Annotated in this window: 15 protein-coding genes; 3 read left to right on the top strand and 12 right to left on the bottom strand. The window is 66.2% G+C overall.

Annotated features, from left to right (window positions below):
• Positions 1 to 83 precede the first annotated feature (83 nt).
• The 4 genes from murD to FHT08_RS04760 are packed head-to-tail and all read right to left on the bottom strand — an operon-like array spanning position 84 to position 5,877.
• Entirely contained in the window at positions 84 to 1,493 is a 1,410-nt protein-coding gene (murD, locus tag FHT08_RS04775) for a UDP-N-acetylmuramoyl-L-alanine--D-glutamate ligase (RefSeq protein WP_166774435.1), read from the bottom strand.
• A complete protein-coding gene (gene murL / locus FHT08_RS04770) occupies positions 1,474 to 2,829 on the bottom strand; it encodes a UDP-N-acetyl-alpha-D-muramoyl-L-alanyl-L-glutamate epimerase (protein WP_166774434.1) in 1,356 nt (451 codons plus the stop codon). Before murL ends, murD begins: the two co-directional genes overlap by 20 nt.
• Positions 2,826 to 3,284, bottom strand: coding sequence for a hypothetical protein (locus FHT08_RS04765; RefSeq protein ID WP_104535913.1), 459 nt, complete (start codon positions 3,282 to 3,284; stop codon positions 2,826 to 2,828). The genes murL and FHT08_RS04765 overlap by 4 nt, the downstream gene beginning before the upstream one ends.
• Positions 3,268 to 5,877, bottom strand: a complete 2,610-nt coding sequence (locus FHT08_RS04760; RefSeq protein ID WP_104535914.1) for a bifunctional aspartate kinase/diaminopimelate decarboxylase — start codon at positions 5,875 to 5,877, stop codon at positions 3,268 to 3,270. Before FHT08_RS04760 ends, FHT08_RS04765 begins: the two co-directional genes overlap by 17 nt.
• Positions 5,878 to 6,061: 184 nt before the next feature.
• Here FHT08_RS04760 and FHT08_RS04755 point away from each other — a divergent pair, with 184 nt between their 5' ends.
• Together FHT08_RS04755 and FHT08_RS04750 are read left to right on the top strand one after the other, a co-directional pair.
• The gene (locus FHT08_RS04755; RefSeq protein ID WP_047126900.1) at positions 6,062 to 6,940 is read left to right on the top strand and encodes a PhzF family phenazine biosynthesis protein; all 879 of its coding nucleotides are present in this window, start codon (positions 6,062 to 6,064) and stop codon (positions 6,938 to 6,940) included.
• 31 nt (positions 6,941 to 6,971) lie between these two features.
• Positions 6,972 to 7,853, top strand: a complete 882-nt coding sequence (locus FHT08_RS04750; protein WP_166774433.1) for a PhzF family phenazine biosynthesis protein — start codon at positions 6,972 to 6,974, stop codon at positions 7,851 to 7,853.
• Positions 7,854 to 7,981: 128 nt separating this feature from the next.
• Here the strand turns inward: FHT08_RS04750 and FHT08_RS04745 are convergent, their stop codons facing one another.
• The 5 genes from FHT08_RS04745 to FHT08_RS04725 all read right to left on the bottom strand — a co-directional run bounded on the left by FHT08_RS04745 (position 7,982) and on the right by FHT08_RS04725 (position 11,370).
• On the bottom strand, positions 7,982 to 8,578 hold the full coding sequence (locus FHT08_RS04745) for a glycine zipper 2TM domain-containing protein (protein WP_047126902.1): 597 nt from the start codon (positions 8,576 to 8,578) through the stop codon (positions 7,982 to 7,984).
• Positions 8,579 to 8,726: 148 nt separating this feature from the next.
• On the bottom strand, positions 8,727 to 9,167 hold the full coding sequence (locus FHT08_RS04740; protein WP_104606082.1) for an OsmC family protein: 441 nt from the start codon (positions 9,165 to 9,167) through the stop codon (positions 8,727 to 8,729).
• Between the two features lie 213 nt (positions 9,168 to 9,380).
• Positions 9,381 to 10,328 carry an aspartate carbamoyltransferase catalytic subunit gene (locus FHT08_RS04735; RefSeq protein WP_047126904.1) on the bottom strand — a complete coding sequence of 316 codons (948 nt, stop codon included), beginning with the start codon at positions 10,326 to 10,328 and terminating at the stop codon, positions 9,381 to 9,383.
• Positions 10,329 to 10,343: 15 nt separating this feature from the next.
• Positions 10,344 to 10,811 (bottom strand): Holliday junction resolvase RuvX, encoded by a 468-nt coding sequence (gene ruvX / locus FHT08_RS04730; RefSeq protein ID WP_047126905.1) that lies wholly within the window; start codon positions 10,809 to 10,811, stop codon positions 10,344 to 10,346.
• Positions 10,804 to 11,370, bottom strand: a complete 567-nt coding sequence (locus tag FHT08_RS04725; RefSeq protein ID WP_047126906.1) for a YqgE/AlgH family protein — start codon at positions 11,368 to 11,370, stop codon at positions 10,804 to 10,806. Before FHT08_RS04725 ends, ruvX begins: the two co-directional genes overlap by 8 nt.
• Before the next feature lie 329 nt (positions 11,371 to 11,699).
• Here FHT08_RS04725 and FHT08_RS04720 point away from each other — a divergent pair, with 329 nt between their 5' ends.
• Entirely contained in the window at positions 11,700 to 12,254 is a 555-nt protein-coding gene (locus tag FHT08_RS04720) for a DNA-3-methyladenine glycosylase I (protein ID WP_104606080.1), read from the top strand.
• Here the strand turns inward: FHT08_RS04720 and FHT08_RS04715 are convergent.
• The 3 genes from FHT08_RS04715 to FHT08_RS04705 all read right to left on the bottom strand — a co-directional run bounded on the left by FHT08_RS04715 (position 12,239) and on the right by FHT08_RS04705 (position 15,484).
• Positions 12,239 to 12,913 carry a YitT family protein gene (locus FHT08_RS04715; RefSeq protein ID WP_166774773.1) on the bottom strand — a complete coding sequence of 225 codons (675 nt, stop codon included), beginning with the start codon at positions 12,911 to 12,913 and terminating at the stop codon, positions 12,239 to 12,241. The two genes, FHT08_RS04720 and FHT08_RS04715, sit on opposite strands and share 16 nt — an antisense overlap.
• A 280-nt stretch (positions 12,914 to 13,193) precedes the next feature.
• A complete protein-coding gene (locus tag FHT08_RS04710; RefSeq protein ID WP_047126909.1) occupies positions 13,194 to 14,324 on the bottom strand; it encodes a PilT/PilU family type 4a pilus ATPase in 1,131 nt (376 codons plus the stop codon).
• Positions 14,325 to 14,446: 122 nt separating this feature from the next.
• Complete coding sequence (locus tag FHT08_RS04705; RefSeq protein ID WP_003489919.1) at positions 14,447 to 15,484, bottom strand: type IV pilus twitching motility protein PilT; 1,038 nt, start codon at positions 15,482 to 15,484, stop codon at positions 14,447 to 14,449.
• Between the last annotated feature and the right edge of the window lie 238 nt (positions 15,485 to 15,722).

Here is a 15,722-nt window from a genome sequence, read left to right as displayed (position 1 = left end):
GACCGACCGCGGCAGCGTTCTGCCACGGCCGTCGAAAAAACCCAGGCAAATGCCGCCGTCGACTGGCGTACAGCAATGCAGCGCTACTGCACGCCCAAGCCGGGAATCGCGCTGATCGCCGCCGGATCGAACCCGGCCAGCTGGGCGAAATGGCGGCCGCGCGCGACATAGTCGCTATACGCGCCGAAGCTGGGCGCGCCCGGCGACAGCAGCACCACGCCGCCCTGCTCGCCCAGCGCCTCGCGCGCCAGCTGCATCGCGCGTTCCAGGTCGTTGGCGGCATGCAGACCGAAGCGACCGCGCTCGGCCAGCGGAGCCAGCAACGCGTGGATACGCGGCCCGTTCGCGCCCATGGTGACGATTTCCAGCGGCGCCTGCTGCGCCATCTGCGCGGCAAAATCCTGCCAGTCCAGCCCGCGATCGTGGCCACCGACCAGCAAGGCCACGCGGCGTTGCGCAAAGCAGGCCAGCGCCGCCAGTGAGGCGTGCGGGGTGGTGCTGATGGAGTCGTTGACGTAGCTGATGCCGTCCACGCTGCCGAGCAGCTGCAGGCGGTTCGGCAACGGGCGGAAGCTCGCTGCGGCCGGCGCCAGCGCCGCAGCGTCCAGCCCCAGGGCTTCCAGCGCTGCCAGCACCGCGCACAGGTTGCGCCGATTGTGTTCGCCGGGCAGCGGCACGTTGGCGGTGTCGAACACCGGCTGCTCGCCGCGATACACCACATCGCCGCGCAGATGCCAGCCATCGGGATGGTTGAACCAGCGCACCTCGCTGTCCGGCAACTGCAACTGGGTCAGATGCGGATCGGCGGCATTGAGCAAGGCGATCCGCGGACGGCCTTCGGTGACCAGCGCCAGCTTGTCGCGCACGTAGCGCGCCTGGTCGCCATGCCAGTCCAGATGCTCCGGAAACAGGTTCAACACCAGCGCCAATTGCGGACGTGCGCCGCTGCGCCCCACTTCGCCGGTCTGGTAGCTGGACAACTCGATCGCCCAATAGCTCGGCGGCGGTTGCGGCGCCAGCACTTCCAGCAAGGGTTGGCCGATATTGCCGACCAGGGCGATGCGATGGCCGGCCGCACGCAACAGATGCGCCAGCAGCGCGGTGGTGGTGCTTTTGCCCTTGGTGCCGGTAACGCAGATGGCGCCGGGCACAGAGCCGTCAGGCTGCGCCTGTTCGGCAAACCACAGCGCGGTGCCGCCGATGAATTGCGTGCCGTGCTCGGTTGCAGCGGTGTGCGCCTCGGGACGATACGGGCTGATGCCGGGCGATTTCACCACCACTTCGAACCGGCCCAGCGCATGCGCGCTGGCATCGGTTTCCACATGCAATGCAGCATCGGCCAGCGTCTCGAGCTCGCGTGCTTCCTCGGCGTTGCAGAACACCGTCAGCGATTGGGTAGGCAAGCGGGCACGCAACGCGCGATACGCCGCGCGCCCTTCGCGCCCCCAGCCCCATAACGCGACCGCCTTGCCCTCAAGCTGCGAAATTCGCACGCACGCGCTCCCACAGCGCCGACGGAATCCGGTGCTCGCCGTCGATGGCCAGCAACGGCACCAGCTGCAACGCCTGCTGGTCCAGCTGCGGCTGGATCTCGCGGATGAAACGCAGCACCAGCGCGTCTTCCTTCCATTCGGCACGGCCGGCCAGCACCGCCATCGCCGCGCGCGATTCGCGGCCTTCGCCGACGCATTCGAACGGCTTGTGGTCCTGGAATTCCAGCAGCGCATCGTAGCCGCCGGCCTGGGTTGCATCGTCGAGCAGATTGCGCCCGAAGATCTTGACCAGCCGCGTCTTGGGCATGAACGGCGCCAATGCCAGGAACACGAAATGGCACTTCGGGCACACGCCACACCAGCGATGCACCGGGCGCTCGCCCATGATGTGGAAGTTGCGGTTGCAGCTGGAAAAATGCGCGTCGTAGTGATCGGTCTTGGCGAACTGGCGCGCCACCGCCAGCTCCGACAATGGCCGCAGCAACGAGTAGTACCGCAGGTCGCCCGCCACATGCCGCTGCACGTAATCGCCGAACGCCTGCTCGAACGCCCAGCCCTTGGACCACTGGTGATTGACCTCGCCGGTGCCGGGAATCTGGCTGCCGTAACTGGCCGAACGCTCGTTGGAAAACACTACCTGGTCCACACCATTGAGCAAGGCCGACAACACCAGGATGGCCGAGTTCACCGCAGTGACCGGGATATGCCCGTTCCAGGCGCCCTGGCGATTGAGCTCGAACAATTCCGGCGCCAGCACGCGGCCGATATTGAGCACCGGCAAACCGGTGCGCTCGGCGCAGGCCCGGATCAGCTGCGAGCCGCCGATCCAGCTGACGGTCTGGTCGATGCCGGCATGCCGCAGCGCTTCGATACTGACCAGCGAATCCTTGCCGCCACCGATCGCAACCAAGGCGTGCTCGCGCAGGCCCAGCGCGGGCGCAGCGCCAGCAGCCGGTGCAGCCACCGGGAAGTGGATCTTGCCGTGCAGGTTCAAGCCATTGCGATAGGCGAACTCGCCCAGGCCGTGCAGGTAGACGTTTTCCACCAGCGCAGCGGTATCGGCATCGATGCTGTAGCTGTCGATGGCGATGGTCGGCGGCACTGCGGCCTTGTAGTAACTCACGCCCGCGATGAGATGCAGCAACTGCAAGGCCTGTTGCACGGCAGCGGCCTGCGCGCCGTCCAGCGCGAACGGTGCGCCCGGCACCGCGACGGTCTCGACCAGCTCCGGCCCTTGATCGAAGGCATACACCAGCGTCGCCACGCCGGTGTGCGCGTCCAGTGCGCAACGCACGAAACGGAAGGTGGAGATCTGGTGTTTGTCGAAAGCGCTCATGGACTACCTGCAGGAACACGTACGCGACGCAGATAACGCCGGCACAGGACATATTCAATCATGGAAAACGGCACCGCAGCCCACAGCAGCGGCAGGCAACCGAACAGCACCGCCAGCAACAGCACATCCAGACGTGCAGCCGTGGTATCGCCGGACACCGCAAAGGCGACGGCGAGATACAGCGCCACCACCGGCACATAACTCAGCGCGCTCAACAGCACCGTGCGCACCGCCATCCCGCCACTGCGACGCGACGGACCCCGCGCATCGCGCCCACGTTGCCAACGCCCGGCCAACCATGCGCCGATACCGGCAGCGACCAGTGCGGGCAGCAGCCATTTGAAGGTGTCGCTCCACGGCATGCCCAGGCTCAGTTGCTGCAGCGCGGTGGCGAACACGATCGCAGCACCACCGGCCAGCATACTGAGTGCAATGAACTCAGCCTGCGGGCGCATCGATCACCTCTTCGCGCGGCAATTCGCGCTGGTTGTAAGTGCTGGCCATCGAGTAACCGTAGGCACCGGCATCGGCCAGCAGCATCACATCGCCCGGCGCGGTGGCGGCAGGCAGACGACGGCGCTTGCCGAACACGTCGGACGATTCGCAGATCGGCCCGACGATATCGAAGCTGCCATCGGCCGGCGCGCCGAGCTGGCTGAGATTTTCGATGTCGTGCCAGGCGTCGTACAACGCGGGCCGGATCAGCGTGTTCATGCCCGCATCCAGGCCTACGCGCTGCACGCCGTCCTTCTCGATCACCTGGGTCACCTGCGCCAGCAGCACGCCGGCTTCGGCCACCAGGTAACGGCCCGGCTCGATTGCCAGTCGATAGCCCGGATGCACCGCCTTGACCTCGGCCAGGCCCTTGGCCCACAGCTCCAGATCGAACGGCTCGTCCTCGGCACTGTAGGGAATCGGCAGGCCGCCACCGATATCGATGGTCTCCACCGTGCCGATGCGGCGCGCGAAGCCTGCCAGTTCGTCGTACATCATCCGCCAGTGTTCGCCGGTCTCCACGCCGCTGCCCAGGTGCGCATGCACGCCGGTGATGGTGACCTCCAGCGTGCGCGCCACGTCCACGAACTCGTCCACGCGCGTGGACGACAAGCCGAACTTGGACGCCTTGCCGCCGGTGTTGACCTTCTCGTGATGCCCGTCGCCATGCCCCAGGTCGATGCGCAGCCACACGTTGCGGCCGCGGAACACCTCTGGCCAGCGCCGCAATGCTTCGACGTTGTCCACGGTGACGGTCACGCCCAGCGCAAATCCCGCTTCGTACTCGGCCCTGGGCGCAAAACTCGGGGTGAACAGCACGCGCCGCGGCGACAGCTCGGGCAAGGTATCGAACACGCGGCGCAGCTCGCCGTGCGAGACGCATTCCAGGCCAAAACCGGCCTGTTCCAGCGCCATCAGGATCGCCGGATGCGCATTGGCCTTGATCGCGTAATAGCGCTGATCCACCGCCGCGATCTGCGCCAGCGCCTGCGCACGCGCACGCACCGTGGGCAGGTGATAGACGTAACGCGGCGTACCGGCCTTGGACAGTGTCAGCAGATGGGTGCGCTCGGCGTGCCACCACGGCGTGGGCCGCGGGCGCACCGAGCCGATGATCTGCCGCCAGCGCGGCCCGAACACCTCGCCCTCGCTCACCGGCATCGCACCGCTGTCGATCAGTTCTGCATGCAGGATCGGCAGCAGGCCATCGGCATCGGCTTCGTCGATGACGAAGGTCAGATTCAGGTCGTTGGACGACTGCGAGATCATGTGCACGCGTTCCTGCCCGAACGTGGCCCACACGTCGGAGAGCTTGTGCAGCAGCGAGCGCATGCCGCGCCCCACCAGGGTGATCGCCGCACACGGCACGATGATCTTGACCTTGCAGATCTGCGACAGATCGGCCGACAACGCCGCCAGCACATCGGTGTTGACCAGGTTCTCGGACGGGTCCAGCGACACGGTGACATTAGTCTCGGCCGAACCGATCAGGTCCACCGACAGGCCATGCTTCTTGAACAGGGTAAACACATCGGCCAGGAAGCCCACCTGCTGCCACATGCCGATGCCTTCCATCGATACCAGCACGATGCCGTTGCGCCGGCTGATTGCCTTGACGCCCGGCACCGGCTCGGCATTGCCGTCGATGCTGGTGCCCGGCAGATCGGGGCGCTCGGTATCCAGGATCGCCATCGGCACGCCGGAATCGCGGCATGGCTTGATCGAGCGCGGATGCAGCACCTTGGCACCGGTGGTGGCGATTTCCTGCGCCTCGTAATAGTCCAGGCGGGTCAGCAGCCGTGCGTCCGGTACCTCCTTGGGATTGGCGCTGAACATGCCGGGCACATCGGTCCAGATTTCCACCCGGCTGGCGCCGAGCAGCGCACCGAAATACGCCGCCGAGGTATCCGAACCGCCACGCCCCAGGATCGCGGTGCCGCCATCGGCGTGCCGCGAAATGAAGCCCTGGGTGATCAACAGGCGCGTGGGCTGCGTATCGAAACGCGCGCGCCAGTCGGCATCGGACTGCCACTGGCAGGACACCGACAAGCGCTTGGACCACTCGCTCTGATTGGGCTGCGGCGGCAGCGCCGACAGCCACTGGCGCGCATCCAGCCAGCCCATGTCCAGGCCGCTGGCATGCAGATACGCCGCACCGATGGTGGAAGACAGCAATTCGCCCTGCCCCAGCACCTCGGCCTGCCAGTCCAGCGTGCGCGTTGCCGCGCGCGTATCGCCGATCAATGCATGCAGGGCGGCCAGGCGCTCGCCCAGCACCGCATCGGCATCCAGTTCCAGCTCGGCCAGGAACTGGCGATGACGCTGCTCCAGCGCCGCAACGCGCTGCGCGCTGTCGGCAGCGCCATCGGCGATCGCGGTGAGTTCGTTGGTCACGCCCGACAGCGCGGACACCACCACCAGCACGCGGCCGCCGGTCTCGTTGGCCCGTTTGCTCGCCAGTTTTCCAATCGTGTCCCAGCGATGACGACGCGACACCGAGGTGCCGCCGAACTTGAGGACGATCCAACGATCGGTAGAGTGGGGAGCTGACATTGAGATAGGCGTTTAGGATGAGGGGGAAGACGCCCGGTACGCCGGGCGGAACCTCCGATTCTACTGCCAATGTCGCCTGCATGACCCCGTGTGCGGTCGCAGCCTGCCGGCGGCCACTGCCATCACCGCAACGGTTTGCGCTGCAACCATCGACGCGCCTTCCATCGACCGAGATCCATGCCCCATGAGCAAGCACCGCTACCTGCAACTGGATGTGTTCGGCGGCCAGCATGGCCGCGGCAATCCGCTGGGCGTGGTCCTCAACGCGCAGACGTTGTCGTCGGAGCAGATGCAGCAGATTGCCGCCTGGCTGAACCTGTCGGAGACGATCTTTTTCCTGCCGGTCAGCGCACCCGATGCGGACTACCACATCCGTATCTTCACGCCACGCGCCGAGCTGCCGTTTGCAGGCCATCCCAGCGTCGGCGCTGCGTGGGCGGCGGCGACGCACGGGCTGGTTGCGTTCAAGCCGGACGGCCGGATGCGCCAGCAATGCGCGGCGGGCGTATTGCCGGTGCAGGTGCTCGACCGACATGGCGCCTCGCTGGTGCGGCTGCGGGCACCGCATGCGCGCGCGATCGAGACCGGTCAGACGCATGCTGCGGCGTTGCACGATGCCTGCGCTGGCCTGCGCCTGGCCGCACGCCCGGCCGCACTATGGAACAACGGCCCCGGTTGGTGGCTGCTGGAACTGGCCGACGCGCAGGCGGTACGCCAGGCGGCGCCCGATCTGGCTGCGATCAGCCGCCTGACCCAGGCCAGCGCGGCCACCGGCCTGGCCATCTACGCGCCGCAGGCCAGTAGCGACGCGGACCTGGTGGTGCGCGCCTTCTGCCCCGGCGACGGCATCCCGGAAGATCCGGTCACCGGCAGTGCCAACGCCTGCATTGCCGCGCGCCTGCACGGCGAAGGCCGCGTGCCGGGCGAGGCGTTGCGCTACGTCGCCAGCCAGGGCCGCGAGGTCGGCCGCGACGGCCGTGTGCACGTGGAGGTGGATCACGAAGGCGAAGTCTGGATCGGCGGAACGACCAGGCAAGTGATCGAAGGCCGTATCGATTGGTAAGCTGCCGCGCCCTGTTCGCGGAGCCGCCGCCATGACCACCCGCCGTTTCCTGCAACTGGATGTGTTCTCCGCCCGCCCCGGCAGCGGCAACCCGCTGGCGGTGGTGCTCGATGCCGAAGGCCTGGACGATGCGGCGATGCAGGCCATCGCACGCTGGACCAAGCTGCCGGAAACCACCTTCGTGTTTGCGGCGCCGGATGCGCACTGCAGCTATCGGCTGCGGATGTTTTCGCCGCAAAAGGAAGTGCCGTTTGCCGGCCACCCCAGCGTCGGCACCGCACACGCGGTACTGGAAGCCGGCCTGGCCGCACCCGACGACGGCGTGTTGATCCAGGACGGTATCGCCGGCCAGCTGCCGCTGCGCGTGGAGCAGACCGCAGGCCACCGCAGCATCGCCATCCGCACCCCGCGCGCGCGCGCGGCCGAGCAGGTGGAGGCCGACGACCCGCGCCTGCGCGATGCGGTGCGCGGCTGGCCACTCGGCAGCTTGCCGCCCGCCTTGATGGACGGCGGCCGCACCTGGTGGGTGATGGAGCTGGCAAGCGAAGCGGCGCTGCGCGGCCTGCAGCCGGACTGGGACGCGATCGCCGCGCTGGCCGAATCCACCGGCAGCATGGGCGTGTTCGCCTATGCGCGCGCCGCAGCGCCCGGCGCCTACGATCTGGCGGTGCGCGCCTTCGTCGGCAATGGCCGGCGCTTCGAAGATGCCGCCTCCGGCGCGGCCAATGCGGTGCTCGCCGCCTGGCTGGACAGCCGCCAGGCATTGCCGGGCAAGGAACGTCGCTACGTGGTCAGCCAGGGCCGCGAGATCGGCTTTGACGCCTTGCTGGAATTGCGCATCGACGCCAATGGCGATGTGTGGTCTGGCGGCCAGGTGCAGACGGTGATCCGCGGCACGCTGGATTGGGCGTGATCGCGCCTGATCCGGCAGGCTGAAAAGCGCGTGCGTCGGAACAAAAAACGCTGCGATCACCCGCAGCGTTTTCGTCATTCAATGGGCCGATATCGATCGCCTGACCGCGGCACACGACACCGCACCGGTCAGTCGGGACGCACGTCCACGCGTACCCGGATACGGTCGCCCGGGTTGTAGTCGCTACGCGTATGATAGGTGCGGCCCGCGTATTCGTACGTCACGTCGTAGCCGTCGACACGGTCGCGTTCGCGGCGGTAGGACACCGGCTCGCAGACGCTGACATTGCCCTGGTAGTTGCGATTATTGGCTTCGTAGATCGAGCGACCTGCCGCGACGCCGGCCATGGTGCCGACTGCCGTGCCGACCAGACGGCCATTGCCGCCACCGACCTGGCTACCAAGCACCGCACCGGCGATACCACCGATCACGCTGGCCACACCACGATTGGACACGCCGGCCTGGCCATAGCTGCCGCCGTCGCGGTAATAGCCGTCGTTACTGGTGTAGTAACCGTCGGCCGGGCGGTTGTAGCAGCGTTCGCTGCTGCGCTCGCCATACGAATCGGTCACGATGATCGGGTCCACGCGCACCACCCGCGCATATTCATAACGACCGTCCTCATAGCTGCCACGTCCGTCGTAGCCGCTGTCATAGCGCTGCGCCGTTGCATTGCCTGCAACTGCCACACCCATCACCAGAGCACCAAGCACAAGAGTTTTCATTGCGGCAGCTTCTACAGGGGAGGACACGCTGCCGATGCTCGACCTGCGCCAGTGAAACCGCCCTGAACCGAACCGACCTCGCAAAGCCCTATTCAGGTCGCCGCCAGCTGCGTGCGCCGGTAGTTATCGCCAACGCACGCAAGTGGGATCACGCCTGGCTGGAAAACTCGGTTTCCAGACTGATCGGCACGGCGCTCAGCGCCTTGGACACCGGGCAGTTCTTCTTCGCGGTGTCGGCCAGTTCGCGGAACTTGGCTTCGTCGATACCCGGCACCACGGCCTTGAGCTTGAGGCGGATCTGCGACAGCTGCGGGCCGCCTTCCATCGACAGATCCACGTCTGCACGGGTATCCAGCGAGGTCGGCGGAAAACCGGCTTCGCTCAGCTGCGCCGACAGCGCCATGGTGAAGCAGCCAGCGTGCGCGGCGGCGATCAGTTCTTCCGGGTTGGTGCCCTTCTCGTCGCCGAAGCGGCTATTGAAGGCATAGCGGGTCTTGTCCATCAAGCCGCTTTGCGGCGTGCTGAGCTGGCCTTTGCCGGTCTTGAGGTCGCCTTCCCAGTGAGCGGTGGCGTGACGTGAAATACCCATTGCGATCTCCTGCGATGAAAGGAGGCGTCACGATAGGCGACTGGATGTTACGGCGTGGTGCCTGGATCGGGAATCGGGAATCGGGAATCGGGAATCGTAGGAGCAGGCCGCGCGCGGGTTCTGATGGCAAGGCGTTGGGATGTGCGCGCGAAGACGCGCACCTGGCGCGACCGCGACCGCATTGCGGGTGCGCGGCCGCGTTGCTGGGTTCGCTCAACCCAGCAGGGTTTCCAGTACGGCCATGCGCACCGCCACGCCGTTGGCGACCTGGCGCAGCACGCATGATTGCGCGCCGTCGGCGACTTCGTCGGTGATTTCCACGCCACGGTTGATCGGGCCAGGATGCAGCACGGCGGCGTCGCGGCCGGCACGTGCCAGGCGCTCGCGGGTGAGTCCGTAGTCGCTGTGGTACTGCTCCAGCGACGGCACCAGGCCTTCTTCCATGCGCTCGCGCTGCAGGCGCAGCATCATCAAGGCATCGGCCCCTTCCAGCATGGCGTCGAAGTCCTGGCCGACCACGCAGCCATTCAGCATGTCGTCGTCGGGCAGCAGGCTGGCCGGGCCGCAGACGCGGATCTCGCCGGCGCCCAGCGTGCGCAGTGCATGCAGGTCCGAGCGCGCAACGCGCGAATGCTTCACGTCACCGACAATCACCACCTTGAGCTTGGAAAAATCGGTGCCCTTGGCCTGGCGCAGGGTGAGCATGTCGAGCAGGCCCTGGGTGGGATGCGCGCTGCGTCCGTCACCGGCGTTGATCAAGGCGGTGCCCTCGCCTGCAGCCGCGGCCAGCGCTTCCACCGCACCATCGTCGGGATGGCGCACCACAAAGCCGCGTACGCCCATCGCCTCGAGATTTTTCAACGTGTCGCGCGCAGTTTCGCCCTTGCGGGTGGACGAGGTGGAGGCATCGAAATTGAGCACGTCCGCGCCGAGTCGCTGTGCAGCCAGATGAAACGAGCTGCGCGTGCGCGTGGACGGTTCGAAGAACAGCGTGCACACCGCCGTGCCGGCAAGCACGCTGCGCTTGCCCACGCGCCCCACCGCCGCGTCGCGGATCTGGCCGGCACGATCGAGCAGCTGCAGCAGCGTGGCGCGCGGCAGTCCTTCCAGGGTGAGCAGGTGGCGCAGGCGTCCGTCCGAATCGAGTTGCATGGTGGTCATCGCAGGTCGGGAGTGTCAGGGAAGAAGAGTGGCTTGGTCGGGCGCGGCCAACCAGCGTTCGACGATCACCGCGGCCGCCATCGCGTCCAGCGCCTCGGCATCGCGGCGGCGCTTGCGCCCGTCGGCGCGCTCGCGCGCGAAACGCTGCGCGGCTTCGACCGAACTGGAGCGCTCGTCGATCAGCACCACCGGCAGCGCGTAGCGCTCGCGCAGTTGGCGGGCGAAGGCATGCGCGCGCTTGCGTGCGGGTTGGTCCTTGTCGTCCAGGGTCAGCGGGTCGCCGACCACCAGACCGTCGGGACGCCATTGCTTATGCACACGATCCAGCGCGACCCAGTCCGGGCCGTTGGTATGTACATGGATGACGGCCACCGCACGCGCGCCGGCACCGAGCGCGGTGCCGACGGCCACGCCGATGCGGCGCGATCCCACGTCGAAGCCCAGCACCGTGCCATCCGGGCGGAAAGCGCCCGCCTCAGGCATGCCCGGAATAGTCCGTGAGCCGGAACAGATCCACACCGATGCGCCCGGCGGCGGTCTGCCAGCGATCTTCCAGCGCGGTGGCGAACAACACATTGGCATCCGACGGCGCGGTCAGCCAGCTGTTCTCGCCCAGTTCGAATTCCAGTTGACCCGCGCCCCAACCGGCACAGCCCAGCGCCACCAGCGCATTGCGCGGGCCTTCGCCAGCCGCCATGGCTTCGAGAATGTCGCGCGAGGTGGTCAGGTAGACGCCCTGCCCCACTTCCAGGCTGGAATCCCAGTCACGCGCATCGTCGTGGATGACGAAACCGCGTTCCGGGTGCACCGGCCCGCCGCTGAGCACGACCTGCTCGCGCAGGTGCTCGTCGACGGTGTCGATGCCCATTTGCGACAGGACTTCGCCCAGTGTGTATTCGGAGGGCCGGTTGACCAGTACGCCCATGGCGCCGTTCTCGTCGTGCTGGCAGATCAGCGCGACACTGCGCGAAAAGGTGGGGTCGGACAGCGCCGGAAGCGCGATCAGCAGTTGGTTGGCCAGAGGCGTGGGCAAAACAGACATGGCCGCATTCTAGCCGTTCGCTTCGCCGCGCGCAGAGCCGCTGCCATACTTGCTGCATGCGGGCGGCACCGGACCGGCGATGCTGCCGATGGACAGCGACCTCGCAGACGCCACCGATGGCACCCGGCAGGCAAGGCCGGCCCATTCAGATTGCCGGCGGCTGCGCAGCGCGAACATGCAGGCTGCGCTGTGCCGCGATCGATCTGCTACGGCACAGCAGTCGATCCGTGCACCCACGCGTCGCTGTTCGGTCGCTATCGTTGGGCATTGGATTCCCTGCCATTGTGCACGGGTCCACCGACACCTGCTCCACCCACAACAGGCATCTTATGAGCGGCTACTGCAGCATCGCCCCGGGCCACCCGGTCCACGGGCACTATCACGACCACGAATACGGCTTTCCACAGCGTGAGGAGCGCGAGCTGTTCGAGCGCCTGGTGCTGGAGATCAATCAGGCCGGCCTGAGCTGGGAAACCATCCTGCGCAAGCGCAGCAACTTCCAGCGCGCCTATGACGGCTTCGATGTGGACACGGTGGCGGCCTATGGCGAGAGCGACATTGCACGGCTGCTCGGCGACGCCGGCATCATCCGCAACCGGCTGAAGGTGCTGGCGGCTATCCACAATGCGCAGGTCGTCCGGCAGCTGCGCGCCTCGCACGGCAGTTTCGCGCAATGGCTGGACGCACAGCATCCGCGCGACAAAGCGGCCTGGGTCAAGCTGTTCAAGAAGACCTTCCGCTTCACCGGCGGCGAAATCACCGGCGAATTCCTGATGAGCCTGGGCTACCTGCCCGGTGCGCACCATGCCGATTGCCCGGTATTTGCGCGCATCCAGGCGTTGTCGCCGCCGTGGGTGCAAGACGGCAATCAGACACCCATGTAACGATGCGGCCGGTGATTGAACATCAGCACCAGGCTGAGCATCAACGCACCCAGCGCCGAGTACAGTACCTTGTCCGGGGTGAGGACGCCGAAGGCGACCAGCATCAGCATCGCATCGAAACTCATCTGCACCTTGCCGGCGCTCCAGCCGCGCTCGCGCTGCAGGTACACCGCCAGGATGCCGATGCCGCCCAGGCTGCCGCGGTGGCGGATGAAGAACAGGATGCCCAGGCCCGCCAGCGCGCCGCCGACGATCGCCGAAAACAGCGTGCTGATGTGCGCGTAATCGGCCCAGCGCGGCAGCAGGTCGGTGAGTGCGCCGCAGGCGCCCACTGCGGCAAAGGTCTTCAAGGTGAATTCCCAGCCCATGCGGCGCACGCTCAGCCAATAGAACGGCAGGTTGACCAGCACGAACACCAGGCCGAAGTTCCAGTGCAGTGCGTAATGCAGCAGGAACGCCACGCCGGCCATGCCGCCGATCATCAGGCCGCCCTTGGCGAAGATCGCCAGGCCCAGCGACGCCACCAGCGTCGCCAGCACCATGCCCTGCACGTCCTCGGCCACCGAGTGGTGAAACGCATGATCGTCGGCCGCGGTGCCGGCCGAATCCGGTGGCGGCGTCAACGGACCGGAAGTCATCACTGTGCCGTCGTCGGGCAACGGCTGTTGCTCCGGACGGAGATCGGAATCGGGAAGGCTCACGGACTGGGCACTGCGGTGGGGTGCGGATATTAGACACTATCGGCGCACCTGGTTACATCTGAAACATCACGCCATTCGCGCGTTGCGACGCCGCGCGTTCATCGAGCGCAGCGGCGTCCACCGCTGCATCGCGCAGGACACAGCGGCACGCAGGGCGCTGCAACGAATCCGGCGCAGGCCGTCCCGTTCGCATGCACCCCCGGCCATCCGTCACCGCGTGCCACGCGCCTGCAGGCGCTCAGCGAACCTCGGCGATCTCCACGCCATCCAGGCCCTGCGCCAGGGTCTTGGCGTCGCCGCCCTGCGAGAGCTTGATGCGCAAGCGCACCTCGTTCTGCGAGTCGGCGTAGCGCAGCGCGTCTTCGTAGCTGATCTCGCCGGCCTGGTACAGCTCGAACAGGCTCTGGTCGAAGGTGCGCATGCCCAGGTTGGTGGACTCCTTCATGATCTCCTTGAGCTTGTGGATCTCGCCGTCGCGGATGTAATCCTGCACCAGCGGTGTACCCAGCATGATCTCCATCGCCACGCGACGGCCGCGGCCATCCGGGGTGGGGATCAACTGCTGCGCGACCACGCCCTTGAGATTGAGCGACAGATCCATCAACAGCTGGTTGCGCCGGTCTTCCGGGAAGAAGTTGATGATGCGGTCCATCGCCTGGTTGGCGTTGTTGGCGTGCAGGGTGCACAGCACCAGATGGCCGGTTTCGGCGAAGGCCACGGCGTGTTCCATGCCTTCGCGGGTGCGCACCTCGCCGATCATGATCACGTCCGGCGCCTGGCGCAGGGTGTTTTTCAGCGCGTTTTCCCAGCTATCGGTATCGATGCCGACTTCGCGCTGGGTGATGATGCAGCCCTCGTGCTTGTGCACGAATTCGATCGGGTCTTCGATGGTGATGATGTGCCCGGTGGAATTCTGGTTGCGGTAACCGATCATCGCCGCCAGCGAGGTGGACTTGCCGGTCCCGGTGGCGCCGACAAAGATGATGATGCCGCGCTTGGTCATCGCCAACGTCTTGATCACCGGCGGCAGGCTCAATTCTTCCACCGTGGGAATGCGCGTTTCGATCCGGCGCAGCACCATGCCGACCTGGTTGCGCTGGTAGAAGCAGCTCACGCGAAAGCGCCCAACCCCGGACACGCCGATGGCGAAATTGCACTCGTGGGTCTTTTCGAACTCTTCGCGCTGCGACGGCGTCATCACGTTCAACACCAGGTCGCGACTCTGTTGCGCGGTCAGCGGCGTCTGGGTGATCGGACTGATCTTGCCATGCACCTTGATCGCCGGCGGCATCCCCGAGGTGATGAACAGATCCGACGCCTTCTGGTGCGCCATCAGCTTGAGGAAGGAGGTGAAGTCGATGGTGCTCATGGCGTGCTCCTTCGGAGCCGGAAATGGGGAATCGAGAATCGGGAATTGGAAAAGCCGGGAGCCGGGACCGGTCAGGGGTGCATGCTTTCGCGATTCCCCATTCCCGATTCCCTATTCCCGAATCACTCGAATATCCGCTTGTCCTTGGCGTACTCGCGGGCCTGGTTGCGCGTGATCAGGCTGCGCTTGACCAGGTCCTGCAGATGCTGGTCGAGCGTCTGCATGCCGTATTGCTGACCGGTCTGGATCGAGGAATACATCTGCGCCACCTTGTCCTCGCGGATCAGGTTACGGATGGCCGGGGTGCCGACCATGATTTCCCAGGCCGCGGTGCGTCCGCCGCCGACCTTCTTCAGCAGCGCCTGCGAAATCACCGCACGCAAAGATTCGGACAGCATCGAGCGCACCATCGGCTTTTCGCCGGCCGGGAACACGTCGATGATGCGGTCGATGGTCTTGGCGGCCGAGCTGGTGTGCAGGGTGCCGAACACCAGGTGGCCGGTTTCCGCAGCGGTCAACGCCAGGCGGATGGTTTCCAGATCGCGCAATTCGCCGACCAGGATGATGTCCGGGTCTTCGCGCAGCGCCGAGCGCAGTGCCTCGTTGAAGCCGTGCGTATCGCGGTGCACTTCGCGCTGATTGATCAGGCACTTCTGCGAGGTATGCACGAATTCGATCGGATCCTCGACAGTGAGGATGTGGCCGTATTCGTTCTTGTTGATGTAGTCGATCATGCCGGCGAGCGTGGTCGACTTTCCCGAGCCGGTCGGGCCGGTCACCAGGATCAAGCCCTGCGGCTGGTCGATCAACTGGCGAAAGATCGGCGGGCAGCCCAGGTCTTCCAGCGTCAGCACTTCGGAAGGAATGGTACGGAACACCGCACCGGCGCCGCGGTTCTGGTTGAACGCATTGACGCGGAAGCGCGCCAGCGACGGAATCTCGAACGAGAAGTCGACCTCGAGAAATTCCTCGTAATCGCGACGCTGCTTGTCCGACATGATGTCGTAGACCAGCGCGTGTACCTGCTTGTGGTCCAGGGCCGGAATATTGATCCGACGGACATCGCCATCGACACGGATCATCGGCGGCAAGCCGGCCGACAGATGCAGGTCCGATGCCTTGTTCTTGACAGAAAACGCCAATAGTTCAGCGATATCCATGCGCTGCTTTTCCCCTAGGCTGCGATTGGAAGGTACTCCCCAAGCGGCAGTATAGCGTTCTGGCTGCTGGCGGGAAGCGGCGCGCGGCCGGTTCAGGCCGGCATCGTCGCGCGGGCCTGAAGGCGTTGGTCTGGAGCCGCGGCGCGGGCACGGCCGATGCCTGGGCAGCTCCGGCATCGGCCGCCAGCTCGCCTCGCTGTGGGCCGGCCCGGCGCGTCCATGGGCCATGGCCGCGTCA

It is taken from the genome of Xanthomonas sp. CFBP 8151 (genome assembly GCF_011761885.1).
In the GTDB taxonomy this organism is placed as follows: domain Bacteria; phylum Pseudomonadota; class Gammaproteobacteria; order Xanthomonadales; family Xanthomonadaceae; genus Xanthomonas; species Xanthomonas arboricola_B.
The sequence above is the reverse complement of the archived record's forward strand: the minus strand, read 5'-3'. Positions and strand labels throughout refer to the sequence as shown.

Coding starts and splice junctions, on each gene's coding strand:
- FHT08_RS04740 (WP_104606082.1), bottom strand. CDS start 9,167: ATGGGTATTTCACGTCACGCCACCGCTCACTGGGAAGGCGACCTCAAG.
- FHT08_RS04720 (WP_104606080.1), top strand. CDS start 11,700: ATGAGCGGCTACTGCAGCATCGCCCCGGGCCACCCGGTCCACGGGCAC.
- FHT08_RS04760 (WP_104535914.1), bottom strand. CDS start 5,877: ATGTCAGCTCCCCACTCTACCGATCGTTGGATCGTCCTCAAGTTCGGC.
- FHT08_RS04765 (WP_104535913.1), bottom strand. CDS start 3,284: ATGCGCCCGCAGGCTGAGTTCATTGCACTCAGTATGCTGGCCGGTGGT.
- murL (WP_166774434.1), bottom strand. CDS start 2,829: ATGAGCGCTTTCGACAAACACCAGATCTCCACCTTCCGTTTCGTGCGT.
- FHT08_RS04735 (WP_047126904.1), bottom strand. CDS start 10,328: ATGACCACCATGCAACTCGATTCGGACGGACGCCTGCGCCACCTGCTC.
- FHT08_RS04710 (WP_047126909.1), bottom strand. CDS start 14,324: ATGAGCACCATCGACTTCACCTCCTTCCTCAAGCTGATGGCGCACCAG.
- FHT08_RS04705 (WP_003489919.1), bottom strand. CDS start 15,484: ATGGATATCGCTGAACTATTGGCGTTTTCTGTCAAGAACAAGGCATCG.
- FHT08_RS04725 (WP_047126906.1), bottom strand. CDS start 11,370: ATGTCTGTTTTGCCCACGCCTCTGGCCAACCAACTGCTGATCGCGCTT.
- ruvX (WP_047126905.1), bottom strand. CDS start 10,811: ATGCCTGAGGCGGGCGCTTTCCGCCCGGATGGCACGGTGCTGGGCTTC.
- FHT08_RS04755 (WP_047126900.1), top strand. CDS start 6,062: ATGAGCAAGCACCGCTACCTGCAACTGGATGTGTTCGGCGGCCAGCAT.
- FHT08_RS04750 (WP_166774433.1), top strand. CDS start 6,972: ATGACCACCCGCCGTTTCCTGCAACTGGATGTGTTCTCCGCCCGCCCC.
- FHT08_RS04745 (WP_047126902.1), bottom strand. CDS start 8,578: ATGAAAACTCTTGTGCTTGGTGCTCTGGTGATGGGTGTGGCAGTTGCA.